General features: G+C 65.3%; 22 protein-coding genes. 11 read left to right on the top strand and 11 right to left on the bottom strand.

Annotation, left to right across the window (positions count from 1 at the left end; all coding sequences use genetic code 11):
- From ACFDR9_RS11525 to ACFDR9_RS11515, 3 genes are all read right to left on the bottom strand, one after another.
- A partial coding sequence (locus ACFDR9_RS11525; protein ID WP_409031081.1) for an Hsp70 family protein occupies positions 1–1,259 on the bottom strand: 1,259 nt, incomplete at its 3' end.
- On the bottom strand, positions 1,256–3,115 hold the full coding sequence (locus ACFDR9_RS11520) for an Hsp70 family protein (protein ID WP_409031080.1): 1,860 nt from the start codon (positions 3,113–3,115) through the stop codon (positions 1,256–1,258). The genes ACFDR9_RS11525 and ACFDR9_RS11520, both read right to left, overlap by 4 nt.
- On the bottom strand, positions 3,112–3,711 hold the full coding sequence (locus ACFDR9_RS11515) for a DUF2760 domain-containing protein (protein ID WP_017874965.1): 600 nt from the start codon (positions 3,709–3,711) through the stop codon (positions 3,112–3,114). The genes ACFDR9_RS11520 and ACFDR9_RS11515 overlap by 4 nt, the downstream gene beginning before the upstream one ends.
- A gap of 427 nt (positions 3,712–4,138) precedes the next feature.
- Here ACFDR9_RS11515 and ACFDR9_RS11510 point away from each other — a divergent pair, with 427 nt between their 5' ends.
- From ACFDR9_RS11510 to urtE, 8 genes are all read left to right on the top strand, one after another.
- Entirely contained in the window at positions 4,139–5,122 is a 984-nt protein-coding gene (locus ACFDR9_RS11510) for a L,D-transpeptidase family protein (protein ID WP_409031079.1), read from the top strand.
- Positions 5,123–5,132: 10 nt separating this feature from the next.
- Complete coding sequence (locus ACFDR9_RS11505; RefSeq protein ID WP_409031078.1) at positions 5,133–5,828, top strand: M23 family metallopeptidase; 696 nt, start codon at positions 5,133–5,135, stop codon at positions 5,826–5,828.
- Positions 5,829–5,999: 171 nt separating this feature from the next.
- Complete coding sequence (locus ACFDR9_RS11500; protein WP_409031077.1) at positions 6,000–6,776, top strand: DUF4349 domain-containing protein; 777 nt, start codon at positions 6,000–6,002, stop codon at positions 6,774–6,776.
- Between the two features lie 299 nt (positions 6,777–7,075).
- Positions 7,076–8,329 (top strand): urea ABC transporter substrate-binding protein, encoded by a 1,254-nt coding sequence (urtA, locus tag ACFDR9_RS11495; protein ID WP_409031076.1) that lies wholly within the window; start codon positions 7,076–7,078, stop codon positions 8,327–8,329.
- A gap of 175 nt (positions 8,330–8,504) precedes the next feature.
- Entirely contained in the window at positions 8,505–10,109 is a 1,605-nt protein-coding gene (gene urtB / locus ACFDR9_RS11490; RefSeq protein ID WP_017874970.1) for an urea ABC transporter permease subunit UrtB, read from the top strand.
- Entirely contained in the window at positions 10,109–11,230 is a 1,122-nt protein-coding gene (gene urtC / locus ACFDR9_RS11485) for an urea ABC transporter permease subunit UrtC (protein ID WP_017874971.1), read from the top strand. Before urtB ends, urtC begins: the two co-directional genes overlap by 1 nt.
- A complete protein-coding gene (urtD, locus tag ACFDR9_RS11480; RefSeq protein WP_017874972.1) occupies positions 11,227–12,060 on the top strand; it encodes an urea ABC transporter ATP-binding protein UrtD in 834 nt (277 codons plus the stop codon). Before urtC ends, urtD begins: the two co-directional genes overlap by 4 nt.
- A gap of 1 nt (position 12,061) precedes the next feature.
- Positions 12,062–12,760: an urea ABC transporter ATP-binding subunit UrtE gene (gene urtE / locus ACFDR9_RS11475; protein WP_017874973.1), complete on the top strand. Its 699-nt coding sequence runs from the start codon at positions 12,062–12,064 to the stop codon at positions 12,758–12,760.
- 18 nt (positions 12,761–12,778) lie between these two features.
- Here the strand turns inward: urtE and ACFDR9_RS11470 are convergent, their stop codons facing one another.
- Complete coding sequence (locus ACFDR9_RS11470; protein WP_017874974.1) at positions 12,779–13,618, bottom strand: response regulator; 840 nt, start codon at positions 13,616–13,618, stop codon at positions 12,779–12,781.
- Positions 13,619–14,060: 442 nt separating this feature from the next.
- Between ACFDR9_RS11470 and ACFDR9_RS11465 the strand changes: the two genes are divergently transcribed.
- On the top strand, positions 14,061–15,386 hold the full coding sequence (locus ACFDR9_RS11465; protein ID WP_198291977.1) for a diguanylate cyclase: 1,326 nt from the start codon (positions 14,061–14,063) through the stop codon (positions 15,384–15,386).
- 18 nt (positions 15,387–15,404) lie between these two features.
- Here the strand turns inward: ACFDR9_RS11465 and ACFDR9_RS11460 are convergent, their stop codons facing one another.
- The 4 genes from ACFDR9_RS11460 to ACFDR9_RS11445 form a co-directional block, all read right to left on the bottom strand.
- Complete coding sequence (locus tag ACFDR9_RS11460; protein ID WP_409031075.1) at positions 15,405–16,550, bottom strand: sensor histidine kinase; 1,146 nt, start codon at positions 16,548–16,550, stop codon at positions 15,405–15,407.
- Positions 16,551–16,685: 135 nt separating this feature from the next.
- Positions 16,686–17,270, bottom strand: coding sequence for a chromate transporter (locus ACFDR9_RS11455; protein ID WP_017874977.1), 585 nt, complete (start codon positions 17,268–17,270; stop codon positions 16,686–16,688).
- Positions 17,267–17,842: a chromate transporter gene (locus tag ACFDR9_RS11450; RefSeq protein WP_026132463.1), complete on the bottom strand. Its 576-nt coding sequence runs from the start codon at positions 17,840–17,842 to the stop codon at positions 17,267–17,269. Before ACFDR9_RS11450 ends, ACFDR9_RS11455 begins: the two co-directional genes overlap by 4 nt.
- 61 nt (positions 17,843–17,903) lie before the next feature.
- Positions 17,904–18,104 (bottom strand): hypothetical protein, encoded by a 201-nt coding sequence (locus ACFDR9_RS11445; RefSeq protein ID WP_026132464.1) that lies wholly within the window; start codon positions 18,102–18,104, stop codon positions 17,904–17,906.
- A 239-nt stretch (positions 18,105–18,343) separates the two neighbouring features.
- Between ACFDR9_RS11445 and ACFDR9_RS11440 the strand changes: the two genes are divergently transcribed.
- Positions 18,344–18,571 carry a hypothetical protein gene (locus tag ACFDR9_RS11440; protein WP_232429644.1) on the top strand — a complete coding sequence of 76 codons (228 nt, stop codon included), beginning with the start codon at positions 18,344–18,346 and terminating at the stop codon, positions 18,569–18,571.
- Positions 18,572–19,039: 468 nt separating this feature from the next.
- On the opposite strand, the gene ACFDR9_RS11435 is transcribed toward ACFDR9_RS11440, so the two are convergent.
- Both ACFDR9_RS11435 and ACFDR9_RS11430 read right to left on the bottom strand, forming a co-directional pair.
- Positions 19,040–19,945, bottom strand: a complete 906-nt coding sequence (locus ACFDR9_RS11435) for a PAS domain-containing protein (protein WP_157406422.1) — start codon at positions 19,943–19,945, stop codon at positions 19,040–19,042.
- A gap of 423 nt (positions 19,946–20,368) precedes the next feature.
- On the bottom strand, positions 20,369–20,905 hold the full coding sequence (locus ACFDR9_RS11430; protein WP_017874981.1) for a hypothetical protein: 537 nt from the start codon (positions 20,903–20,905) through the stop codon (positions 20,369–20,371).
- 370 nt (positions 20,906–21,275) lie between these two features.
- Here ACFDR9_RS11430 and ACFDR9_RS11425 point away from each other — a divergent pair, with 370 nt between their 5' ends.
- The gene (locus tag ACFDR9_RS11425; RefSeq protein WP_409031074.1) at positions 21,276–24,347 is read left to right on the top strand and encodes an NAD(P)-binding protein; all 3,072 of its coding nucleotides are present in this window, start codon (positions 21,276–21,278) and stop codon (positions 24,345–24,347) included.
- Positions 24,348–24,772: 425 nt separating this feature from the next.
- Here ACFDR9_RS11425 and ACFDR9_RS11420 read toward each other — a convergent pair whose 3' ends face one another.
- Positions 24,773–25,201, bottom strand: coding sequence for a hypothetical protein (locus ACFDR9_RS11420; protein WP_409031073.1), 429 nt, complete (start codon positions 25,199–25,201; stop codon positions 24,773–24,775).
- Between the last annotated feature and the right edge of the window lie 96 nt (positions 25,202–25,297).

The raw sequence follows: 25,297 nt of genomic DNA, 5'->3' as shown, positions 1-25,297 counted from the left end.
TTTGCAGGAACACATCGAGCATCCCCCCCCCCCCGCCCACCCCCCCCCCCCCCCCCCCCCCCCCCCCCTCCCCCCCCCCCCCCCGCCGCGTGCTGCCGCAAGAAGCTGGCCAGATGCCGGGTAATGGCGGCGTCGCTGGCGTAGGGCAGGCCGAATTCGACGATGCCGCCGCGGCCGCGCTTGGCCGTTTCGTCGGCGCCGACCAGCGGGAAGAAGCCGTCGACGACCAGCCGTTCGACTTCGTCGCGTGTCAGTTCGACCGAGCGGCTGCCGCCGATCAGGCGCGCGCCGGCACCGAGCAGGGTCACGCTGGCGCGTTCGGGCGCGTCGGCGGCGAGCAGTTGTTCCTTGGCGGCGCGGCAACGTTCCATCAGCTGCGACAGGCGCGCCGCCGACAGCCGCGCGGCCGGTTCGGACCCCGATCCAGCCGTGGCCAGGCGAGCCTCGACCAAGTGCGCCAGTGCCAGGTCCATATTGTCGCCGCCCAGTATCAGGTGGTTGCCGACGCCGATGCGGGTGATCCGCGGTTCGCCGTCGGCCACTTCCACCTTGATGAGGCTGAAATCGGTGGTGCCGCCGCCGACGTCGCAGACCAGAATCAGGCGCGTTTGCGCCAGCTCCTGGTTCAGCGCGGCGCGATGGCGGTATAGCCAGTCATAGAAAGCGGCCTGCGGTTCCTCGAGAAAACGCACGCCGGGCAGGCCGGCCTGGCGCGCCGCCGCCATCGTCAGCGCGCGGGCGCCGTCGTCGAAGGAGGCCGGAATGGTCAGCACGACTTGCTGGTCTTCAAGGGGCTGTTGCGGAAAGCGCCAGTTCCACGCGGCGCGCACGTAGGCCAGGTAGCTGGCGCTGGCCGCCACCGGCGAGACCTTGGCGACCTCGCCTTCGGCGCCCCACGGCAGGATGGACGCGAGGCGGTCGACGTGCGGGTGCGACAACCAGCTTTTGGCGCTGGCGACCAGCCGCCCGGGAACTTGCGCGCCCAGTTGCCGCGCCAGCGTGCCGACGACGACTTGGTCGATGCCGGCCACGTCGGCCCGCGGCCACGGCAATTGTAGTTCGCCGGGCGCCAGTTCGCCGGCGGCCGGATGGTAGCGCAGCGACGGCAGCAGCGCGCGCGCGCCGACCTCGCCGGGCGCCAGCAGTTGTTCGATGTCGAACAGCTGGATCGCGTCCTTGCCCGGTGTGGCGCCTATTGTCGAGTAGGCAACGACCGTGTTGGTCGTGCCCAGGTCGATACTGACGACGTATTGCTTCATTGCCCGCCGGACTGGCCGCGCACGTCGAACTCGACTTTCCAGCGCTGGCCGTCGGCGTCGGACACGGCCATTAACTCCAGCGTGCCCGAATCGGTGACCTTGGCGTGCAGTTTCACCTGCACCACGTCGCCGGCCTGGCGGCCGTCGGCGGCCAGGGTGGCGTGGATTTCGTTGAGTTCCTGCAATTCGTCGGCTTGCCAGAAGTCCAGCATGGTGCCGATCTGGTCATGCCGGCGCACCGACGAGCCGAAGAAGCGGAAATGCACCGGCGCGCCGACCACCAGACCGAATTGTTGCGTCGGCAATTCCGCCTCGGTGCCTTCCTCCATGCCGAACGGGGCCACGCACAGCGCCTGGATCGGCGGTTCCATGCCGGGAATGGCCGGCATCGCCGATTCCACCGCGACATAGTAGGAGCGCGCGGTGCCGCCGCGGATGCGCACGCCGTGGCCGCGCCGCACATAGCTGTAATAGGCCGCGCCGCGCGCCACCGCCAGGTCGAGGTCGGCGCCGCTGAGCATGCGCGCCGGTTCCGCGCCCTCCAGGTAAAGCCAGTCGTTGACGGTACTGAGGATACGTTCGACCAAAATATCGGATTTGAACACGCCGCCGTTGAATAGCACGGCGGTCGGGTGCAGGAAGCTGGCGTCGGCCTTCAGCGCGCCGTTGAAACCTTGCAGTTCACTGGTGGCTTCGACCTGGCGGCCGAGGAAGGCGGCCAGGTGGCGGGTGATGGCGGCGTCCTGCGCGTACGGCAGGCCGAGCTGGGTCAGGCCGGAGCGGGCGCGCACGGCCGGACGGGCCGACGCCTCCACTTTCGGGAAGAAGCCTTCCAGGATGAAATTGGTGACTTCGGCGCGCGTCAGTTCGGTGCGGATCGAGCCGCCGATCAGTTTCGAGCCGCGGCTCGGCACGACGATCGGCAGCGACTCGATGCTGGCGTCGGCCAGCAGAGTTTCCTTGGCGCTGCGGCAGCCGTAGGTCAGCGCGCGCATTTGCCACGGGTCGAGCTGGGTGCCGGCGGCGGCGACCTTGCGCGCCACCAAGTGGGCCAGCGCCAAGTCCATATTGTCGCCGCCGAGCAATATGTGCTCGCCCACCGCGACCCGGTGCGGTTCCAGGTTGCCGTCGCGTTCGAGGATGGCGATCAGCGAAAAATCGCTGGTGCCGCCGCCGACGTCGACCACCAGGATGATGTCGCCCGGCTTGACTTCCTTGCGCCAGTTGCCGGCGCTGCTTTGAATCCAGCTGTACAGCGCCGCCTGCGGTTCCTCCAGCAGCGTCAGCGAGGCGTAGCCGGCCGTGGTGGCGGCCTCGGCCGTCAATTCGCGCGCGGCCGGGTCGAACGAGGCCGGAATCGTCACGGTGATTTCCTGCTCGGCGAACGGCGCCTCGGGATGGGCGGCGTCCCAGGCCTGGCGCAGGTGCTCCAGGTAGCGGGTCGAGGCGGTGATCGGCGACACCCGTTCCACCTCGGCCGGGGCGTCGTTGGGCAGGATCGCGGCGCGGCGGTCGACGCCGGGGTGGCACAACCAGCTTTTGGCGCTCGACACCAGGCGGATCGGCGTGGTGGCGCCGCGGCTGCGGGCCATTTCGCCGACCACGTAGTCGGTGTTGCTTTGCTGTTCGCGCCAAGGCAGGCCCAGCTCGCCGGGCGCCATTTCCTCGGCGTGCGGCAGGTACAGGAAGGACGGCAGCAGCGGCAATTCCTCCACCGTGCCGGGCGCCGTCAGTTGCGGCACGGCCAGTACGCCGTGCACCGATTTTTCGCCGTCGCTGGCGCCCAGGTCGACATACGACAGCGCGCTGTGGGTGGTGCCAAGGTCGATGCCGATGGCGAAACGCGGCTCGCTCATAATTCCACCTCCGCCGGCGCCAGCACGCTGGCGTCATGGCTGTCGGTCAATTTCGGCAGGCGCACGCTGGCGGCGCGCCAGCCGCGATGGCTGAGGCTGCCGCGGAAGGGCGCGCTGCCGACCACGTTGCCGGTCAGGCGCACGGCGCCGGCGTCGAAGCCGTTCTCCAGCACGATACGGCTGCCTTCGGCTTCGGTGCGCACCGGCTCGATGGTGAAATGTTCGCGCAGCACCTTGCTGCAACCCTCGTGGACCACGCGGGCGGCGGCGCCGATGTCGGCGTCCGAATAGGCCGTCAGGTTTTCCTGGGTGAAGTCGATCAGGCGCGCTTCGCGTTGCAGCAGGGCCAGCAGTTGCAGGGCGGCGTCGGGACTCGCTTCCTTCAGCGGGCGTACCGGTGCGGGCGCGGCTTGGGCCGGTTCGGGCGCGCGGGTCGGCGCGGTCGCGACCGGCGCGGCGGCGACGGCGGGTTCGGACAGGGCGCGCACGCGCGCCGCGTAGGCCGGGTCGGACAGAGTGCTGAAGAAGGCGCCGAAGGCGAGCGGAATTCTGCTCCAGAACGACGGCGGTTGCGGTTGTGAGGTCGAATTGGTCATTCAATGCCCGTGAATTAGGAACAGCTCAGATTAATAAGTCGGGCCTGCGCCTGGCCATGGCGAGGCGGACCCGAGGTAGATGATGCAATGCGGCAGCGCCGCGCGCCCGGCCATCCGGCCGTCCGGCCCGCGGCGGCGGGCGGCGGGACGGCGGGAAAACGGATCGCCAGCTGCAAGGTTCGCATGATACCAGTTGCCGGGCCGGTGCCAAATAGCAAACATGAGCCACGCCGGGCCGGCATGTTGCAACGCGTCATAGTGTTCTCCAGTTTCCGCCGGATTGCTTGGAATAATGCGGCTTCCTTGTTCCATGTCTACAACGGCGACGCTCGGGCGTGGTCGATTGAAAGGTACGCTAGCGTACAGATCAAGTGGCCGCGAGCAACTATCCTGGCTACTCACACCCCTCTTCGCGGCTAAGGAAACCATGTTAAAGCGTACTCTTCTGGCAGTTATTAGCGCCTGCGCCGCCAGCGCGGCATTTGCGCAGGCGGCCCCCGCCGCCGGCGCCTGGTCGGTCGAGGCGGTCAACGCCGCCGACGCCGCGCCCACGGTGGGCGCCAACGCCAAGGGCGCGGCGGTGCTGCGCGCGCAAATCCTGCTCGACCGCGCGCGATTCTCGTCCGGCGAACTGGACGGCGCATACGGGTCGAACCTGCGCCTGGCCATCGCCGGCTACCAGAAAAAGCAGGGCATCAACGTCAGCGGAACGGTGGACGCCGCCACGTGGACGGCGCTGAACGCCGACGCGGCCGCGGTGTTGATCCCCTACACGTTGCAGGAGAGCGACGTTGCCGGTCCGTTTGCCGCGGTGCCGGTGAATATGGCGGAGCAGGCGAAACTGACCGCGCTCGGCTACGCCAGTGCCGAGGAGGCGTTGGCCGAGAAATTCCACGCCAGCCCGGCGCTGCTGAAACGGCTCAATCCGGGCCGCGATTTTAGCCGCGCCGGCGAACAGATCGTCGTACCGAACGTGCTCGACATCGCGCCCCTGTCGCAGGCGAAGAAAATCGTGGTCGACCGCTCCGACGGCACCCTGACGCTGCTTGACGCGGAGGGCGTGGTGCTGGCGCAATATCCGGCCACCACCGGCAGTTCGCGCGACCCTTTGCCGGTCGGCGAATGGAAGGTTGACAGCGTGCTCATGAATCCGGTCTTCCATTACAACCCGAAACTGTTCTGGGACGCCAAGGCGGACGAGAAGGCGGCGAAGATCGCGCCGGGACCGAACAATCCGGTCGGCGTGGCGTGGATCGACTTGTCCAAGCCGCACTACGGCATCCACGGCACGCCGTCGCCGTCGACGATAGGCAAGACCCAGTCGCACGGTTGCATCCGTTTGACGAACTGGGACGTGACGGCCGTGGCCAAGGCGGTGTCGGCCGGCGCGCAAGTGTTGTTGCAGGAATAACCAGGAGAATATGATGCGAAAAGGGATCTTTATCTTGCTGGCGCTCGCGCTGGGGGCCGGCGCCATGTTTTTCTTCCTTGCCTTAAAGCCGCACTCGGCCGCGCCGCCGGTCGCGCCGGCGCCGTTGGCCGTCGCGGTGCAGCCGCCGCTGGCGACGACGGCGCAGCAGCCGCTGGCCACCCCGGCGGCGGCGCCGCAGGTCGGCGCCGTGCCGCAGATTGCCGACCCGTCGGCGCTGCCCGCCGCCTCCACAACGGCCAGCACCGCTTCCGCCGCCGTCTTGCAGATGCCGGTGGAGGGCGTCACGTTTGCCCAACTGAGCGATACCTTTAACCAGCCGCGCCCCGGCGAACGCCGCCATGAAGCGCTCGACATCATGGCCCCAAAGGGCGCCAAGGTGCTGGCGGCGGCGGACGGCAAGGTGGCCAAGCTGTTTATCAGCAAGCCGGGCGGAGTGACCTTGTACCAGTTCGACGCCAGCGAAAAGTTCGCCTATTACTACGCCCACCTGGACCGCTACGCGCCCGGCGTCGTCGAGGGCAAGGTCTTGAAGCGCGGCGAGCTGCTTGGCTACGTCGGCACCACCGGCAACGCCGATCCCGCCGCGCCCCATCTGCATTTCGCCGTCTTTGAATTGGAGCCGGCCAAAGAGTGGTGGAAGGGCGCGCCGCAAAACCCCTATCCGCTGCTGCAACCGGTGTTGTAAGACAGGCAAGCTTGACTGCTGTTATTGTTGCTAAATGGGTTAATATGCATATGTTCATAAAAACAATATTCCCCGCTAAATAATTCAAGCAACAACTCCACATCCACCAGGCCACGATTTCGAGCGCGTTCTCGAAATACGTGGCCTGTGTCTTCTTATGAGAACAAAGAAATGAAAGTGATTTTTCCGGTTTTGATAGGCACGCTGCTGCTGGCGGGCTGCGGCGCGAAAAGGGACGCGGGCGGTCCGGGCGGCGCGGCGGTCAGCGTGGGCGACAAGGGCAAGGGCAGCGCCTACCTGGCGTACGCCCATTCCGCCTCGGTCGATACGGCCGAGGACGGCGTGCGGCCCTTGTATGATAAGTTGGTCGCAACCTGTAAAGCGGAGCCCGCCGACGGCTGCGTGCTGCTCGATTCCGAACTCAGCAGTGGCCGCGACGTCAGTGCGCGCGTCAGCTTTCGCGCCGCCCCGGCCGGCGTGCGCCGCCTGCTCGCCCAGGCGTCGGCCGGCGGCGAACTGGTCAGCCAGTCCACCGAGGTGGAAGACTTGGCCGGTCCTATCGTCGACAGCAACAAGCGGCTCGACATGCTCAAGCAATACCAGAAGAAGTTGCAGGAACTGGAGCGCCGCGCCGAACGCGACGTCGACGCGCTGATCAAGGTGTCGCGCGAACTGGCCACCATCCAGTCCGAGCTGGAACAGGCCAGCGGCGACAACGCGCGCCTGATGGAGCGGGTCAACAAGGACGTGTTGAAGGTGTCGATCGGCACGCGCATGAACCGCTCGTTCTGGACGCCGGTGCGCCACGCGCTGGGCGATTTTTCCGGCAACCTATCGAGCGGCATGGCCGGCGCGATCACCGGACTGGCGTATATGTTGCCGTGGATTCTGGCCTTCCTGCTGCTGTTCCCGCTCGGGCGCAAGGCTTGGCGCAAAATCCGCTCTTGAGTTGAATGCCTTTAATGTTGGCCTCGAGCAGCGCGTCTTGCGTCGGCCAACATTGTCGGATTACGCCCGATGGGCTAATCCGACCTAGGTGTCCCCGCTCGTGGGGCGCACCGTTTTAATACGTCCTTCGCGGGCACCGCGCAAAGCTCACCAAGCTGCGGCGCGCCCGCACCAGAAACGATAGCCCGCCTGGCCCTGGAATCGAAAAAACGCACTGAAAAAGGTGGCACGCATCCTGCTATAGATGCTGTGTCGGTCCTTTTTACAAACTTTTCGATTTCAACCACCCAGGAGCAACCATGTCACGACGTATTCTTCTGAAAGCGAGCGCGGCGGCCGCTTTGGCTCTAACGACTTCGTCCTTTATGCACGCGGCGATTGCCGGCGACACCATCAAGATCGGCATTTTGCATTCGCTGTCGGGCACGATGGCCATTTCCGAGACCTCGCTGAAGGATGTCGCCTTGATGACGATCGACGAGATCAACGCCAGCGGCGGCGTGATGGGCAAGAAACTGGAAGCGGTCATCGTGGACCCGGCGTCAAACTGGCCGCTGTTCGCCGAGAAGGCGCGCCAACTGGTGTCGCAGGACAAGGTTGCCGTCGTCTTCGGCTGCTGGACGTCGGTGTCGCGCAAATCCGCCTTGCCGGTGTTCAAGGAACTCAACAGCCTGTTGTTCTATCCGGTGCAATACGAGGGCGAGGAATTGGAAAAGAATGTGTTCTACACCGGCGCCGCGCCGAACCAGCAGGCGATTCCGGCGGTCGAATATCTGATGAGCAAGGACGGCGGCGGCGCCAAGCGTTTCGTGCTGCTCGGCACCGATTACGTCTATCCGCGCACCACCAACAAGATCCTGCGCGCCTTCCTGAAAAGCAAGGGCGTCAAGGACTCGGACATCGACGAGGTGTATACCCCGTTCGGGCATGCCGACTATCAAACCATCGTCGCCAATATCAAGAAGTTTTCGGCCGGCGGCAAAACCGCGGTAATCTCGACGATCAACGGCGATTCCAATGTGCCTTTTTATAAGGAATTGGGCAACGCCGGCCTGAAGGCGACCGACGTGCCGGTGGTGGCGTTCTCGGTGGGCGAGGAGGAGTTGCGCGGCGTCGACACCAAGCCTTTGCTGGGCCATCTGGCGGCGTGGAACTATTTTGAGTCCGTCAAGAATCCGGTCAACAGCGCGTTCATCAAGCAATGGAAGGCGTACGCGCTCGCCAAGAAGTTGCCCAACGCGGCGTCGGCGGTGACCAACGATCCGATGGAGGCGACCTATGTCGGTATACATATGTGGAAGCAGGCCGTGGAAAAGGCCAAGTCGACCGATACCGACAAGGTGATCGCGGCGATGGGCGGGCAGACCTTCAAGGCGCCGTCCGGTTTCACCCTGACCATGGACCCGACCAATCATCATTTGCACAAGCCGGTGATGATCGGCGAAATCAAGGGTGATGGCCAGTTCAACGTGGTATGGAAAACCAAGGCGCCGATCCGCGCGCAGCCGTGGAGCCCGTTTATCGCGGGTAACGAGGCCAAGCAGAAGTTGTGATGTCGCGCCGCTAGGGCGCCGGGAACCTTGCGTGTCGTAGGTCGGATTAGCGGAACGCGTCATCCGACGCCGAGCCGCTGCCGACGCCAGTCGGGTTACGCGCTGTGCGCTAACCCGACCTACAAATCTGCCTGGCCCGGTTTTCGGCCTTCCACCTTCACAACAAACGAAACGAATGATGTCGATAAAAAAACTGCTGTTGCTCGGCTGCCTGTGCCTGCACGCGCTCGCGGCGCAGGCCGCCATCGACGCGGCCGTGCTGGCGCCGCTGGCCGGCGACGATGCCGACGCCCGCATCGCCGCGGTGGCGCGCATCGCCGCGCTGGCCAACGAGGACGCCGCCAGGGTCTTGCTGGCACTGAAGAATGACGCCTTGTACGCCGTGCCCGACGGCAAGGTCGTGATCGTCGACGGCGGGCGGGCCTTCGATCCCGCCACCGGCGTCAGCGCTCCGTTGCCGGAGGGCGCAGACGGCATCGTCGTCAACAACCGTTTGCGCGGCGCCGTCGAGGGCGCGCTGTCGGGATTGAAACTGTTCGCGCCGGAGCCCGCGCTGCGCCTGGCCGCGGCGCTGGAGTTGCAAAAGACGTTAGAGCCGGTCCAGGTGCCGCTGGTCCAGAAGGCGCTGGAGAAAGAATCCGACGCCACCATCAAGACCATCCTGCAACTACTGATCGCCAGCGCCAATTTGCAGGCGCCCGAGCCGGCGCTGCGCCAAGCCGCCGTGCGCGCCCTGGCCGACAGCAGCGACGCCAAGCTTTTGCCGCAGTTGCAAAGAATGCTGGAAAAAAATCCCGACGGCGGCAACGTCGAGCCGGACGAGGCGGTGCGCATCGCCGTCGTCGCCACGCTCGGCGAGATCCGCGGCCGGGTCCGGCGTACCGAATTCATCGGCAACCTGTTCTATGGTATTTCGCTCGGCAGCGTGCTGCTGCTGGCGGCGCTGGGGCTGGCCATCACCTTCGGCCTGATGGGCATTATCAACATGGCGCACGGCGAATTGCTGATGATAGGCGCCTACACCACCTATGTCTGCCAATTGTTGTTCCGCAAATTCCTGCCCGGGGCGGTCGACGCCTATCTGCTCGTGGCACTGCCGGCCGCCTTCCTGGTCGCCGGCGCGGTCGGCGTGGCGCTGGAGCGCACGGTCATCCGCTGGCTCTACGGCCGCCCTCTCGAAACGCTGTTGGCGACCTGGGGCATCAGCCTGATGCTGATGCAACTGGTGCGCACGGTGTTCGGCGCGCAAAACGTCGAGGTCGCCAATCCGTCGTGGATGTCCGGCGGCGTCACCGTGCTGGGCTCGCTGGTGCTGTCGTACAACCGCATCGTCATCATTTTCTTCGCGCTGTTCGTCGTCGTCGCGGTCTGGCTGATCCTCAACAAGACCCGGCTCGGCCTGTTCGTGCGCGCCGTCACGCAAAACCGCCGCATGGCCGCTTGCGTCGGCGTGTCCACCGGCAAGATCGATATGATGACCTTCGGCCTCGGCTCCGGCATCGCCGGGCTGGGCGGGGTGGCGCTGTCGCAGCTGGGCAACGTCGGCCCGGACCTGGGGCAAAGCTATATCGTCGACTCCTTCATGGTGGTGGTGCTGGGCGGCGTCGGCCAATTGGCCGGCACCGTCATCGCCGCGCTCGGCCTGGGCGAGGTCAACAAATTCCTCGAACCGCTGGCCGGCGCCGTGATGGCCAAAATCGTCATTCTTGTATTCATCATCATTTTCATCCAGCGCCGTCCGCAAGGGCTGTTCGCGATGAAGGGACGGAGCGTCGACTAATGAGCAATTCCTCCCTGGCGTCATCGCTGTTTTCCCGCCCGGCCTGGTGCGCCATCGTCGCCTGCGCCATGCTGGCGGCTTTGCTGCCGCTGCTGAACCTGGCCTTTCCAGACGGCCACGCGCTGCACGTGTCGAGCTACACCGTGGCGCTGGTCGGCAAGTTCATGTGTTACGCGCTGGCGGCGCTGGCGCTCGACCTGGTGTGGGGCTACACCGGCATCCTCTCGCTCGGCCACGGCGTGTTTTTCGCGCTGGGCGCCTACGCCCACGGCATGTATCTGATGCGCTCGATCGGCCGCGACGGCGTGTATCAAAGCCATCTGCCCGACTTCATGGTTTTTCTCGACTGGAAAGCCTACCCCTGGTATTGGGCCATGACGGACAATTTCTGGTACTGCATGGCGCTGGTGGTGCTGGTGCCGGGCGCGCTGGCCTTCGTCTTCGGCTATTTCGCGTTCCGCTCGCGCATCAAGGGCGTGTATTTCTCCATCATCACGCAGGCCATGACGTACGCTTTCATGCTGCTGTTTTTCCGCAACGACACCGGCTTTGGCGGCAACAACGGCTTTACCGACTTCAAGCGCATTCTCGGCCACAGCGTCACGGCGCCGGCCACCAAGGCCGTGCTGTATTTGCTGACGCTGGCCTTCCTGCTTGGCGCGCTGGTGTTGTGCCGCGCCATCGTCAAGTCCAAGCTGGGCCGGGTGCTGCAGGCGGTGCGCGACGCGGAGTCGCGCCTGATGTTCATCGGCTACAACCCGCTGTGGTTCAAGCTGTTCGTCTGGACCCTGTCGGCGGTGCTGTGCGGCGTCGCCGGCGCGCTGTACGTGCCGCAGGTGGGCATCATCAACCCGTCCGAGATGTCGCCGGGAAATTCGATTGAGATGGTGATCTGGGCCGCCGTCGGCGGGCGCGGCACGCTGGTCGGGCCTGTCGTCGGCGCTTTCGCGGTAAACGGTTTGAAAAGCTGGTTCACGGCGGCGCTGCCGGACTTGTGGTTGTTCGCGCTGGGACTGCTCTTCATCCTGGTGACGCTGTTTATGCAGAAGGGCATCGTCGGCTTGTTGCAAAAAATTACATTCAAGCGTGGCGGCGGCGCCGTGGAAGGGGAGACGGTATGAACGCAGTCGCGGCGCCAATGCGCGGAGAGAGCGGCGGGCAGGGCGTTTCCTACGGCCGCGTAAAGGGCGAGGGCGTCGACACCCGCCACGGCGCGATCCTGTATCTGGAGGATATCACCGTGTCCTTCGACGGCTTCAAGGCGCTCAACAAGCTCAGCCTGGATATCTCGGTGGGCGAGTTGCGTTGCATTATCGGCCCCAACGGCGCCGGCAAGACCACGATGATGGACGTGATTACCGGCAAGACGCGGCCCAGTTCCGGCACCGCCTGGTTCGGCCAGACCATGGACTTGTCGCGCATGACCGAATACGACATCGCCCGCGCCGGCGTCGGCCGCAAGTTCCAGCGCCCGACGGTGTTCGAGCAGCACAGCGTGTTCGAAAACCTGGAACTGGCGATGAAGATGGACAAGCGGGTGCGCCCGACCCTGTTTGCGCGGCTGTCGTCCGAGCAAAAGGGCAAGATCGACGAGATCCTGGCGCTGATCCGCCTGCGCGGCCAGGAACACCGGCCGGCCGGTTTGTTGTCGCACGGCCAGAAGCAGTGGCTGGAGATCGGCATGCTGCTGATGCAGGAGCCGCAGCTGATCCTGCTCGACGAGCCGGTGGCCGGCATGTCCGACGCCGAGACGGCGCGCACCGCCGAGCTGCTCAACGAGTTGCGCGGCAAGCATTCGATCATGGTTGTCGAGCACGACATGGGCTTCGTCGCCGAGATCGCGCAGCAGGGCGTCGTGAGCGTGTTGCACGAGGGCGCGGTGCTGGCGCAGGGGCGCATGGACCAGGTCCAGGCCGACGAGCGGGTCATTGAAGTGTATCTGGGGCGCTAAGATGCTACAAGTGGAACAATTAAGCCAGTATTACGGTTCCTCGCACACCTTGCGCGGCGTGTCGCTGTCGCTCGACAAGGGCGAGTGCCTGACCTTGCTGGGCCGTAACGGCGTCGGCAAGACCACCTTGCTGAAATGCCTGATGGGCGTGCTGCCGGTGGCGCAGGGCAGGGTCGTCTTCAACGGCCGCGACATCACCCGGCTGGCGCCGCACGAACGGGCCAGGCTGGGCATCGCCTACGTGCCGCAGGGGCGCGAGATCTTCGCCCGCCTGACGGTCGAGGAGAATTTGCTGATGGGCATGGCGACGCGTTCCGGCCGCAACGCTGCCCGCATCGACGGCGAGGTGTACGAGCTGTTTCCGGTGTTGAAGGAGATGTTGCGGCGGCGCGGCGGCGACCTGTCCGGCGGCCAGCAGCAGCAACTGGCGATCGCCCGCGCGCTGCTGGCGCGGCCGCGGCTGATCATTCTCGACGAGCCGACCGAGGGCATCCAGCCGTCCATCATCAAGGACATCGAGCGGGTGATCCGGCTGCTGCGCCAGCGCGGCGACATCGCCGTGCTGTTGTGCGAGCAGTATTTCGATTTCGCCCGCGCGCTGGCCGACAAGTTCGTCGTGCTGTCGCGCGGCGAGGTGGTCGCCGGCGGCGCGCCGGAGCTGATGGACGGCGAGGACGTCAGGCGGCATTTGGCGGTGTAGCCGGGCGCCGCCCTCCGCTCAGGCGGGCGGCGCCACCAGCTTCGAGACGGCGCTCGAGGCGATCAACGCCAACAGCGCGTCGACGTCGACCGGCTTGACGAAGTAGTGGCCGAAGCCGGCCATGATGGCGCGCGCGCGGTCTTGCGGCTGGCCATAGCCGGACAGGGCGATGGCGAACGGGATGTGGGTGTCGGTGGAGGCGCGCAGTTCGCGGATCAGGTCGAAACCGTTCATGCCGGGCAGGCCGATGTCGCAGATCAGCACGTCGTAATCGCGCCCGCGCGCCATCGCCAGGCCGTTGGTGCCGTCGTAGGCGGTGCTGACGGTATGGCCCTCGAGTTGGAGGAAGTCCCTCAGGGTGGCGCTGGCGTCGGCGTTGTCCTCGACCAGCAGGATGCGGTAGCCGGCCGCCGCCACTTGGCGTTTGGGTGCCGGCGACGCCGCGTCCGGGGTGCGCGACAGCGGCAGCGTGGCCTTGCCGTCGCGGATGCGGGCCACGTCGAGCAGCTCGTCGAGCAGGCGCGACATATGTTCCACCTGGCGGCTGATGGTGTCCTGCAGGCTCGCCACCTGCGGCGGCGCGTCGGCGACGCGGCCGAGCAGGATGGCGGCCATGCTGATCGGCGCCAGCGGGTTGCGCAGCTCGTGCGCCAGCGTCGACAGGAATTCGTTTTGCCGCTGGCTGCTCGCCTCGGCCTCGTCGCGCAGGGTCTGGGCGCTGAGCGCGGCCAGCGTCAGGTTCTGGTTGGCCTCGCGCAACTGCGCCACCTCGCGCCGCAGCGCCTGCCACTCGGCAGGCGTGCCGCCGGCCGGGGATGGCGCCGTCGCGGCGTCAACTGGGAGGTCGTGGTTGGACATTGGCGGCGCCGTCAGATGGGCGCTTTGAGCGCGGACGGGCGGCCCGACCGCCGACCCTGAAACTGCGGGGGCGCGTCAAGACTCAACTGCTGCCGATTGTCGTGGTGTTTATCCATGCATGGCCAATAAAATATATGCAACGTGCAAGGGCGAATTCCGTTTGCGTAACGTCAGGGTGTCGTCACCCTGTCCTTTGCGCCATTGTAGCCTATGTGAAATAAGACCTTCGTACAAATATTTTTAACCGGGTGCGCGCTGGCCGGACCTGGGTGTGCTAGCGCACAGTCCGCCAGCGGCAAATGCTGTCTACTCTAGCTGCGTTAGAAAATTCATGTCAACAATATCGTTTCCATCATGGCCGACCGGCCTGGTCCGGTTGCCCATCGTTTTTTCGCCGGCCGCTGGGGGTTTCGTTAGCGTTGGCGCCACCAGAAAGTATGCAATGAGCCGAGTATTGATCGTTACCGCCGACCCGGCCAGCGCCGGCGCCCTGAAGGACGTGCTGCGCGGCGACCGCCACGGCGGGTTCGACGCGGCCTGGGCGCGCGGCTTGGGCGAGGCCCTCGATTGCCTGCGCGGCGGCCGCTTCGACGCCATCCTGGCCGACTTGGCGCTGCCCGACGGCGCCGGCAAGGCCGGCGTCGAGGCGCTGGCCGCGGCCGCGCCGGACACGCCTATCCTGACGCTGGGCGAGGACCAGGCGCTGGCCGACCAGGCGATGCGCCGCGGCGCGCACGGGCACTTTTCCAAAGCCCACTTCCGCAGCGCGCTGCTGCCGCAGTCGCTGCGCCACGTCGTCGAGCGCGTCGCGCTGGCGTCGCGGCTGGCGCGCGCCGAGAACACCCTCAATTCGATGGGCGACGCCGTCGTCGGCGTGGACCTCGAGGGGCGGGTCGACTACCTGAACCCTGCGGCCGAGGCCGTCACCGGCTGGTCGCTGGCCCAGGCGCGCGGGCTGCAGGTCGGCGAGGTGATGCCGCTGGTGTGCGGCGCGATGCGCATGCCGCTGCCGCATCCGTTGGAACTGGCGCTGGGCGGCGACGCGCCGACCGTGCTGGCGCCGGGCGCGCTGCTGCTGCGCCGCGACGGCAGCGAGGCGGCCATCGCCGATTCGGCCACGCCGATCCACGACGCCGGCGAACGCCTGGTCGGCGCCGTGATGGTGTTTCGCGACATCAGCGCGACGCGCGCGATCGGCGTCAAGATGGCGCACCTGGCGCAGCACGATTTCCTGACCGACTTGCCGAACCGGGTCTTGCTGAACGACCGCATCGGCCAGGCCGTCGAGCAGGCGCAGCGCCGCGGCGGCGGCTTCGCCGTGTTGTATGTGGACCTGGACAATTTCAAACACGTCAACGACTCGCTCGGCCACGCCACCGGCGACCTGCTGCTGCAATCGGTGGCGCGGCGCCTGCGCGCCAGTGTGCGCGGCGCCGACACGGTCAGCCGCCAGGGCGGCGACGAGTTCGTGGTAGTGATGCCCGACATCGGCTGCGCCACCGACGCCGCCGTCAGTGCCGACAAGGTGCTGGCGGCGATGGCGGCGCCGCACGCGGTGGCTCGGCACGGACTGTACGTCAGCGCCAGCATCGGTATCAGCGTGTACCCGGACGACGGCCACGACGCCGATACCCTGCTCAGGAACGCCGACGCGGCGATGTACCGGGCCAAGGCGAGGGGCCGCAACAACCGGCAGTTTTTCAGCGGCGAGTCGAATCCGCCCTTGATCGAGCGCGAGCGCGTCGACGGCAACCGCCGCCGCGCCTAGCGCCGGGGTCGGCCGAGTCTACGCCGGCGCCGCGCCGCGCGGCAGGCGCACGGTGAAAACGGTGCCCTCGGCCTCGCTCGAGGTGGCGGCGATGCCGCCGCCGTGCGCCAGCGCGATTTCGCGCGCGACGAACAGGCCCAGCCCGAGGCTGGTGCGCGGGCGCGCGTCCTGTTCCTCGTCGGCCTCGAGCTGGATCAGTGGCTGGAAGATCGCCTGCAACGATGCCTGCGCGATGACGGCGCCGAAATTGGTGACCCGCAGCACCACCTGCTCACCCTCGCCGCGCACGTCGACCAGCACCGGGCGCCCCTTGGCGCCATATTGGGCGGCGTTGACGAACAGGTTGGTGCATAATTGGTGCAGGCGCACGCTGTCGAAAGCGCCGCCCAGCCTGCCCGCCGCGCTCAGCTCGAACTCGCAGGCCGGGTGCACCGCCTTGGCGTCTTCGATGGCGGACTGGCAGATGTTGCCGAGGTCGGCGTGCAGCAGCACCATCGGCATACCGCTGCCGAGCTGGGTGCGGGTGTAGCCGAGCAGGTCGTCGACCATGCTGACCATCAAATGGGCGCTGCGTTTGACGCGGGCGGCGATCTGTAACACCTTCTCGGGCGGCGTGTCCGGACGCAGCAACAGCTGGCCGGCCAGCGACATGGTCGACAAGGGCGCGCGCAAATCGTGGCCGAGGACAGCCAGGAACAGGTCGCGGGTCTGCTCGGCGCGGGCCGAGTAGGTAACGATGGATTCGGCCAGGGCCTGGTCGATGGCCTCGTTGAAGCGCACCATTTCGTCAACCCTGCCGGCCGACATCGTCCGCACTTGCGGCAGCCACAGCCGCAGCACGGTGGCGCGCAGCGCGCGAAATTCCGCACTCAGCTGCAACAGCGAGAAATGGCTGGCCTGGCGCAACGCGCCATGGATCGAGGCCGCGCTGTGTTCGTCGCTGTCGGCGTCGTCGTCGGCCATTCCCTGGGATTTCTCGAATTGCTGTGCGGAATTTTGCGTCGTGTTGATGTCGAGTGCGATGGTTTGCAGGATCTGCCGCGCATGGTCGCGCAGCGCCACCGCCGACATGTGGTTGGTCGCCGGGTCCAGCGTGCGTGCGAAGGCTTCCCATTCCGCGAGAATGGCCTCCATGTGCTCGCCGATGAAGTCATATAATTTCATTGAGGTCCCTGCGGGTGCGGTGTCGGGTAGTCTTTTAATGCCGTGCAATTGTACGACACTTCCGGCAAGGTCGCCGCACGACAGTTTGCGCCCCGGCAGGAACGGGGGTAAAAAACCGCGGGGGCGCGCGCCGTGTCAGACCAGGCCGAACCAGCCCAGCGCGGCGCCGCCGGCGAGCAGCCACAGCAAATGGAATTTGGTGCGCCAGATCAGCAGGCCACTGGCAACCGACAGGGTCCACAGCGGCCAGTCGCTGCGCCAGTCGTGGTTGGCGCCGCCCAGGATGATGCCGGTGGAGATCAGCAGCGCGATCACGGTCGGCGCCATGCCCTGTTTGAAGGCGCGCACCGCCAGCAAGTCGCGGTTGCGGTGGCCCCATTGCGCGGCCAGGTAGGTGATCGTGGTGCTCGGCAGCATGATGCCGATCATCGTCACGGCCACGCCGAGGAAGGCGGCCGGATAGCTGCCGGCGTTGAGGCCGACGTTCCAGCCCATCAGCGCGACGAACAACACGTTCGGCCCCGGCGCCGCCTGGGCGATGGCGATCGATTCGTTGAACTGCGCCTGCGTCAGCCAGTGGTGCTGCTCGACCAGAAAACGGTGCATTTCGGCCGTGGTGGAAATGGCGCCGCCGATCGACATCAGCGACAGCAGCAGATAGTGGGCGAACAGGTTAAGCCAGTCGGCCCAGCCCAGCGCCAGCTGCAGCGGCGCGTTCACGCGGCGATCCGGCGGTAGGTCAGCGCGCAGCCCACGCCGCCAAGGCCGAGCAGGATGTACAGCAGCGGCCAGTGCAGCACGGCCACCATCAACACGCCAAGCAGGCACATGGGCACGGTCAGGCGCAGCGGCAGCGGGTGCTTTTTCAGCGCCGCCGCCAGTTTCAGGCCGGTCGCGGCGATCAGGCCGGCCGAGACCGCTGCCATGCCGCGCAGGGCGCCGCCGATGCCGGGAACCTGGGCGTACCGCGTGTACAGCAGGGCCAGCAGCAGCACGATCACCAGCGGCACCGCCAGCATACCGGCCAGCGCGCACAAGGCCCCCGGCAAGCCGAAATAGCGCCCGCCTATCATCAGCGACAAGTTAACGACGTTCGGCCCCGGCATGATTTGCGCGACCGCCCATTCCTCGACGAATTCCTCTTGCGTCAGCCAGCGCTTGCGCTCGACCAGTTCGCGCTGCACCACCGCCAGCACGCCACCGAAACCCTGCAACGCCAGCAGCGTGAACGACACGAACAGGTCGGTCAAGGAGGTCGGCTGGGGGCGCACTGGCGCAGTGTCGGGTGTCATCCCGTCATTATCGCCCCGGCCGAGCCGGCTTGTCTATGAGCAAGTAGCGCGGCGGCGCGCGCTAGCCGCCGCCTATGCCCTCGATGACCAGGCCGGTGCCGCCGCACATCGGACACTGGCTGCCGTTCTCCATCACGCCGCGGCCCCGGCAATGCCTGCAAGTGTCCTCGCCGCTGCCGGGCGTGCCGGGCGCCGCTTCGTCGCCGGGGTTGACAGCTTGGTCGGGATGGATGGCGGGTGAGTTGTCTGCTGGGGTGTGCATTGGGTCTCTCCGGTGAAGCCGCCCTGGGGCGCCAACCTCCATGCTAGGCCGGCGCCGCGCGCCGGGTTTGATATAGCGCAAAACGCTTCGCCGGCGCCGGATGCGGCGCGAGGATGCATATATGTCGCCGCGATGGAAAGCAGACATTGACTTTGCGTTTTATTCGCCAATACTGCTTGCTGTGAACTCCCGGTTCACGTCCGATCAACCATGATTTCAAGGTCATTTGAAGGATAGTGATGAACGCGCCGCGACTGCTGCAAGCTCTTCGTTCCCCGATGATAACGGAACTGTATCAACAACGCGTTGACCAGGAGGCCCACAACGTCGTCAACCAGGGCATTGCGGTGCAAGCGAGTTTTAATACCGTTTGCGCGATCGAATACATGAAGTCGCACAACGTCGACGCCAATGTGATCGAGCGCGTGCTGCTGCATCCAGAGCAGCGCCGCAAAACCTGCCACTGAGCGGGCCGCCCGCGCCCGCCTGCCAGGCACCCCGCCGGCGCCGCTCCACGGACGCTTTCTGGGTGTTGTTATATTTGCCATCTTGCACCGAGTTATGCACAAAAAATATCGACAAGAAATAGCGTAAATTATTTTCCTGGCTCAAACGTTAGATTTTTAAGCTCTTGATTTTTATGGCTTTTATTTTTGCTGTTTGAATGAGCAGTTTGTTGAAACCCGCATAAACACTCGCTCTTGGGGGTGTCAAGAGGGACTTATCCACAAAGATATCCACAGCCAATGTGGATATCTGAAAAAGGTCTTAACAATCCGCCACTTAGCGATGGCGGCGTGGACGGGGCGGCGTTACGGGGTGGTTTACGCGCGGCGGCGGCGCGCATTTTTCTACTGGACGCATGTCCAGTGGTATTTGTTTGGTAGGCGCTGGCGCCGGAAAATAACAGCTTTCAGGCGCCGCCACGTGGCGACTTATCCGGGCGTTGCCGGGCTCAATATCATCAGGTGGTGGCGGGCCTTGTTGTCCTTGCCGTCTTTGTTGATGGGCACGATCAGCGCGCGCAAAGGCAGCATGGCGCCGTCGGCGGCGCGGGCCGCCAAGTCGCCTGCCCATGCCTGCCCCTGGGCGACCGATTGCAGCGCCAGTGCGCAGTGCTCCCCGGCACCGCCGGGAGGGCAGAGTGCGCTCAAGGGCTGCCCCAGCAATTGCTCGGGCTGGTAACCCAGCAGGGCGCACAGGGCCGCGTTGGCGGCGGCGATGTTGCCGTTCGGGTCCAGCGTCAGTAGCAGCGCATACTGATCCAGCGCCGTTTCCAGCTGGCGCGCCTTGTCCAGCGCCGCGCCCAGCGCGCCGGCGCGCTGCTCGGCCTTGGCCAGGCTGGCGTAGGTGCGCAGCGACGAGATCACGGTGGTAAACAGTTTGCGCGTCGTCAGGTCGGTCTTGCACCAGAAGTCGTTGATGTCGTAGTCGAGGATGATGCTGTGTTCTAGCGCCTGGCCCGGCTGGCCGGTGCGCAGGACGATGCGTACCAGTTTGTTGCCCAGCTCGTCGCGGATGCGGCGCGCCACCTGCAGGCCGGCGTCGTTGCTTTCCATGATGACGTCGAGCAGCACCACGGCGATGTCGGGCGTGTTGCGCAGCAGCGTCAGCGCCTCCGCGCCGCTATAGGCGTGCAGAAAGCTCAGGCGCCGCCCGAGGAAGGAGCTGTTACTTAATGAAAACTTCGTTACGACGTGGACATCGACGTCGTCGTCGACGATCAACACACGCCAAGGGGGCGGCGCGTTGGCCGCGTCGCCCTGGTTATCCGTCTCCGGCAGGTCCTCCTCCAGCAACCAATCGGTATCGGACTCTTCACTAGTAATTTTCGCATCCATGCGTTTTCCGCCACATTCAGGATAGGGAACCGTTCCCCTATTATCGCGCCACCCTGCAAGATCTGCTTGCGACGCATGAACGACACTATTCCAGTGCGCAACTTTTGTCAAAGCATTCCGCCGCCGCCCCCCGCCATGCGACTTATGCACAGAAAATATTTTTGAGAAATTTTAAGAACGCCGCTCCCGGCCTCCGGACAGGCTTTGTAAGTCATTGATTTTATTCATAAAAATACTGCCTGTGGAATGGGCAATGTGTTGAGACCCGCACCAATACTGGCGTTGCGGCTTGTCAAGGGGGCTTTATCAACAACTTTATCCACAGTTGCTGTGGATATCTATAAAAACCCCCTTGTGGCGCAGGCAGTTAGGGTTGCCTGATGAGAATGTGGGCGAAGCCGGCCGATGGTGGCGCCGGCGGCCTCAGCGGCGCAGCGCGGACAGCTGCGCGAAGGCTTCCAAGAAGCTGTGCTTGGCTTGGCCAGGGGTCATCGGTACGATGACGTCCGGCAGCGCGGCAATGTCGTCCAGATAGGCCCAGCGCTCCACCGAGTGCGGCATCAGATCGCGTTTTTCGGTGGCCAGCGCGATCAGGTCGGCGCGCTTGATCGGCGCGTAATCGGAAAAATCGATTGCGAAAGTGGCCGCGATGATCCCGGTCACGCGCTCCTCCAGGAGCGCGAAGGCGGGCAGCAAGACCTTGAGCGGCTTGACCATGTCGCCCAGGTAGGCCTCGGCGGCGTCGTGCAACAGCGCGGCCATGCGCAACGGCGGCGGCACCAGTTGCGCCACTACCAGGCTGTGCTGGGCGACCGAATAGAATTCCCGCGTCTGGCCGTTGAAGCGGCACTGGTAAGCCAGCCCGTGGGCGATGTCCTCGATGGCGACGCGGTCGATGCGTGGTTCGAGCGGGTAGAAGCGGTTGCCGGAGAAGGTCGAAACGTAGTCGGTGGTAATCATGTGCGCGTCCGTCGAATGCGGTGGCGCCGGCAAACGGGACGGCGCCTCGCCCTTATCCTACACCTGACGCCGGCTTGGCGCGCCGGAAGCGCCGAAAACCGGCCCGCGGCGGCGACCGTCGGTTGGATTGGCGTAGCGTCATCCGACAATGTTGGCCGACGCGTGACGCGCCGCTCCCGGCCAACGTTGTCGGGTTACGCCATTCCGGCTGACCCGAACTGCACAACCCGGCCCCGGCCCGGGTATTTTTCGCTACTTTCCATCTTAAAGTGTTGCTTATGAAATACACTTATAAGATTGTGAAGCATCAACAGACCCGGGAGCGGCAATGACGGTAAGACCTTCGTACATATATCAGGGTGGTTCGGTGATGATGCATTCGCCGCTGCAATTGAAGCAATCGGAAATGTACGGCTTTTTCGTCAAGGGCGACCTGGCCAAGCTGCAAAGCACCGTCGACACCACGCTCAACCAGGTGGCGGCCGGGCGCATGACCCTGAAGGCGCTGTCGCCGTACGTGATGTTGACCTTCACCCGCGTCAACCACGCCGACTCGGCCAACCCGGTCGACCAGGCCAAAGGCTGGATCAGCGAGGTCGACATCGTCACCTGGATCATGGTCGGGTCGATGGACGAGGCCGGCAAGCTGGCCCACGTCTACTGGTATCCCTGCCACATCTTCGTCGACGACGCGATGGCGCTAATCAACGGGCGCGAGCTGTTCGGCTACCCGAAATACCTGTGCGAGTACGCCATTCCGGCGGCCGGCACCGAGCCGCTGCGCTGCGCCGTGGCCGCCAAGGGCTTCCAGCCGTTCGCGCCGGAAACCAAAATCGCCATGCACCCGCTGCTGGAGGTGAACGCCACCGTCAAAACCGGGCCGCACAAGGCGGTCGACAGTTTCGCCGACCTGATCGAGGAAGCGTTCAAGCTGTTCCTGTCGATGCCCGACTTCTTCAACATGGACGCGGCCGGCTGGGCCGACATCCTGTCGCTGCTGCGCAATCCGCGCATCGACCAGATCTTCCTCAAGCAATTCCCCGACAGCGCCGGCATCAAAGCGGTGTACCAGGCGCTGGTGGCGGCCCCGGCCGAAATCGAGCGCCTGCACAGCGCCCGCCTGCTGGGCTACGAATACGAATGCACGCTGCACGCCTTCGACAGCTTTCCGCTGGCGCAGACGCTGGGCCTGCAACTGGGGCCGCAGGCGGCGATCCTGCCGTTCAACGTCAACTTCGACTTCACGGCGATGCCGGGCGAGGAGCTGGTCGACAATTCGGTGGTGGCGTCGGAAAAAATCGCCATCCTGGGCGGCGGCGTCGGCTCGATGACGGCGGCGTATTACCTGACCGACCAGCCGGGCTGGGAAAACAACTACGCGATCACCGTCTACCAGCTTGGCTGGCGCCTAGGCGGCAAGGGCGCCAGCGGGCGCAACGCGGCGCTCGGCCAGCGCATCGAGGAGCACGGCCTGCACATCTGGTTCGGCTTCTACGCCAACGCCTTCGCCATGATCAAGGCGGCCTACGCCGGCCTGGGGCGACCGGCCGGCGCGCCGCTGGCGACTTGGCAGGACGCCTTCAAGCAGCACGACTACGTGGCGCTGTCGGAAGACGTGGACGGGCAGCGGCGCAACTGGCCGATCGTCTTTCCGTCGCTGCCGGGCGAGCCGGGCGAGGGTGGCGAGGACGTCTCGCTGTGGCAGATGGCGGTGGCGATGGTCGGCTGGATCGAGCTGTGGCTCAAGCAAATCCGCGCCATCGCCCACGATCACGACGACGACGACGCGCCGGACGGCGGCGGCAAGTCCGACTGGCTGCACCGGCTGGCCGACAAGGTCTTAGACGAGGTCGACGACCTGGGGCTGGACGTGACGTTGTCGATCGGCGCGCTGGCGGCGCTGGTGAGCAATCTGTCGTCCGACTCGCGCCAGCACGACAGCGGCAAGCACCGCGTGCTGGCGGCCAGCCTGGGCGGCATCCGCGCCTGGCTGCACGCGCGCTATCACAAGCTGATCGACGCCAACGACGACCTGCGCCGCCTGTTCATCTGCCTCGACCTCGGCACCACGGTCATGAAGGGCATGTTCGAGGACGGCGTGTTCAAGCACGGCTTCGACGTCATCAACGACATCGACCTGCGCGACTGGCTGCGCAAGCACGGCGGCGACGAAGAATACTGCGTCAACTCGGCGCCGGTGCGCGGCTTTTACGACCTGGTGTTCGCCTACGAGGGCGGCGACTTCGCCAAGCCCAACATCGAGGCCGGCACCATGCTGCGCTCGATGGCGCGCATCGGCATGGCATACAAGGGCGGCATCATGTTCAAGATGCAGGCCGGCATGGGCGACACCGTCTTCACGCCGCTCTACGAAGTGCTGCGGCGGCGCGGCGTGCAATTTAAATTCTTCCACAAGGTCGAGGAACTGGTGCCGGAGAACGGCGCCATCGGCAGCATCCGCATGACCGAGCAGGTGGCGCTGGCCGCGCCGGGCCGGGAATATGAGCCGCTGGTGACGGTGAAGGGGCTGGGCTGCTGGCCGAACCAACCCGATTACGCGCAGATCGAACCGGCCCAGGCGGCGGCGCTGCAGGCCGGCGCGGTCAACCTGGAGTCGTACTGGAGCGACTGGCCGCAGCGCTACGAACAAGCGTTCGGCCGGCCGCTGCCCAGCTTGGTGCTACAACGCGGCGTCGACTTCGACAAGGTGATCTTCGGCGTGGCGATCGGCGCGCTGCCGGCGCTGTGTCCGCAATTGCTGGAGCTGAGTCCGGCGTTGAGAACCACGTCGCTGAAGGTGCAAACGGTGGCGACCCAGGCGTACCAGGTGTGGCTGAACAAGGACCTGGCGCAGATGGGCTGGACCCACCAGCCGGGCGGCCAGCAGCCGGTGCTGAGCGGTTTTTCGGAACCCTACGACACCTGGGCGCCGATGGACCAGTTGCTCGAACGCGAAGACTGGCCGGCGGGCGCCGAGCCGAAGAACGTCTCGTATTTTTGCAGCGCCTTGCCGTTGGCGAACTACCCGCCGTTCGCCGACAGCGGCTTCGCCGGGTTGTGCGCGGCGCAGGCGAAGGAGGGCGCGCTGAACCAGCTGGGCAAGCAGATCAGCGCGCTGTGGTCGGCGGCCGGCCCGGCCGGCGCGTTCCCGTGGCAGTGGCTGGTCGACAGCGGGGATGGCAGCGGTCCGGCGCGCTTCGACAGCCAGTACTGGCGCGCCAACGTCGACCCGTCCGAGCGCTACGTGATGTCGGTGGTGGGCAGCACCAAGTACCGGCTGGCGACCGACCAGTCCGGCTTTTCGAACCTGTACTTGACGGGCGACTGGATCAAGACCGGCTTGAACGCCGGCTGCGTCGAGGCGGCCGTGATGGCCGGCATGCAGACTTCGCGCGCCATCACCGGCCATCCGGCGGTGATCCAGGGCGAGACTGATTTTTGAGGAGGGGGCGGGCCTGCGGCAATTGCTTGCCGCTGGCTGGCGTCGTGAGCTGATGGTTTGTTGGCGATTAACTGCGTTTAAGTCGGCTCGCAACAAGCACCGCGTAAAGAGGAGTCGAAGGATAAACCGCTCAATGCGTACGCATTTATCAAGGCAGATGACGCAGTTGGAGCACGTGTTCAACAACTTTTGACAGAGCTTACAACGGGCCACGAGCATGAGCCTTTCTCGGCAGACGCAAAATGGCGATTATCGGTCTGCTGAAGCTGGAAATCGACCAATGGGCAACGAATAATGGGGTGGAAAATAATTTACGTTTCTCTGGAAAAATCACTGCGGCTCCTGTGAACTAGGCATATACGTTGGGGCAAGAAGGCAGCAATCAGCAGGAGCGACATGGACTTGGGAAGTTCGCACCGCGCCCTTCAATCGTCCTTGATTTTCTGCATGCGAACCGCGACGCCCTTCTGGAAGATCGCGCCTTCGTGCTGCGCCAGAAGTTTTTCGAACAGGCCGGCCTCGAGGTAGATTTCCTGGCGCAGCCACAGTTTCCGGTACGTCAGCGGCAGCTTCATACGCTTGATCCGGTAGGCCACGCGCTTCGGGTCGAGCGCGCGCAGTTCGATGTCGCCGGCGCTGCGCGAGGCGATCTGCAGCGGCATGTAGCCGCCGATCTTGTCGCCATTTTCGAGCAGCACGTACTCCTTGCCGCGGAAGCGGTACAAGTGGGCTTGGTCCGGCAGTTCGTCCTTGCCGGCGCCGCTCCATTCGAGCGACATGCTGTCGCCCGGGACGTCGATCACCATGGCCTTGTCGACGCTGACGCCGCAGGCCGACAACAGTGCCGCGCACAAAACCAGGAGGGATTTGCCTGAGTCGACTAGACGCATAGTGTGGCTTTCGGTGGTGTGAGGTTTGAATAAGTATGGGTACTTTACAATATTGCGCAG

This window comes from Janthinobacterium sp. CG_23.3 (assembly GCF_046115965.1).
In the GTDB taxonomy this organism is placed as follows: Bacteria; Pseudomonadota; Gammaproteobacteria; order Burkholderiales; family Burkholderiaceae_D; genus Janthinobacterium.
The sequence above is the reverse complement of the archived record's forward strand: the minus strand, read 5'-3'. Positions and strand labels throughout refer to the sequence as shown.

Bases quoted from the DNA above. Each gene is read 5' to 3' on its own strand.
- ACFDR9_RS11520 (WP_409031080.1), bottom strand. From the start codon at position 3,115: ATGAGCGAGCCGCGTTTCGCCATCGGCATCGACCTTGGCACCACCCAC.
- ACFDR9_RS11515 (WP_017874965.1), bottom strand. From the start codon at position 3,711: ATGACCAATTCGACCTCACAACCGCAACCGCCGTCGTTCTGGAGCAGA.
- ACFDR9_RS11510 (WP_409031079.1), top strand. From the start codon at position 4,139: ATGTTAAAGCGTACTCTTCTGGCAGTTATTAGCGCCTGCGCCGCCAGC.
- ACFDR9_RS11505 (WP_409031078.1), top strand. From the start codon at position 5,133: ATGATGCGAAAAGGGATCTTTATCTTGCTGGCGCTCGCGCTGGGGGCC.
- ACFDR9_RS11500 (WP_409031077.1), top strand. From the start codon at position 6,000: ATGAAAGTGATTTTTCCGGTTTTGATAGGCACGCTGCTGCTGGCGGGC.
- urtA (WP_409031076.1), top strand. From the start codon at position 7,076: ATGTCACGACGTATTCTTCTGAAAGCGAGCGCGGCGGCCGCTTTGGCT.
- urtB (WP_017874970.1), top strand. From the start codon at position 8,505: ATGATGTCGATAAAAAAACTGCTGTTGCTCGGCTGCCTGTGCCTGCAC.
- urtC (WP_017874971.1), top strand. From the start codon at position 10,109: ATGAGCAATTCCTCCCTGGCGTCATCGCTGTTTTCCCGCCCGGCCTGG.
- urtD (WP_017874972.1), top strand. From the start codon at position 11,227: ATGAACGCAGTCGCGGCGCCAATGCGCGGAGAGAGCGGCGGGCAGGGC.
- urtE (WP_017874973.1), top strand. From the start codon at position 12,062: ATGCTACAAGTGGAACAATTAAGCCAGTATTACGGTTCCTCGCACACC.
- ACFDR9_RS11470 (WP_017874974.1), bottom strand. From the start codon at position 13,618: ATGTCCAACCACGACCTCCCAGTTGACGCCGCGACGGCGCCATCCCCG.
- ACFDR9_RS11465 (WP_198291977.1), top strand. From the start codon at position 14,061: ATGAGCCGAGTATTGATCGTTACCGCCGACCCGGCCAGCGCCGGCGCC.
- ACFDR9_RS11460 (WP_409031075.1), bottom strand. From the start codon at position 16,550: ATGAAATTATATGACTTCATCGGCGAGCACATGGAGGCCATTCTCGCG.
- ACFDR9_RS11450 (WP_026132463.1), bottom strand. From the start codon at position 17,842: ATGACACCCGACACTGCGCCAGTGCGCCCCCAGCCGACCTCCTTGACC.
- ACFDR9_RS11445 (WP_026132464.1), bottom strand. From the start codon at position 18,104: ATGCACACCCCAGCAGACAACTCACCCGCCATCCATCCCGACCAAGCT.
- ACFDR9_RS11440 (WP_232429644.1), top strand. From the start codon at position 18,344: ATGAACGCGCCGCGACTGCTGCAAGCTCTTCGTTCCCCGATGATAACG.
- ACFDR9_RS11435 (WP_157406422.1), bottom strand. From the start codon at position 19,945: ATGGATGCGAAAATTACTAGTGAAGAGTCCGATACCGATTGGTTGCTG.
- ACFDR9_RS11430 (WP_017874981.1), bottom strand. From the start codon at position 20,905: ATGATTACCACCGACTACGTTTCGACCTTCTCCGGCAACCGCTTCTAC.
- ACFDR9_RS11425 (WP_409031074.1), top strand. From the start codon at position 21,276: ATGATGCATTCGCCGCTGCAATTGAAGCAATCGGAAATGTACGGCTTT.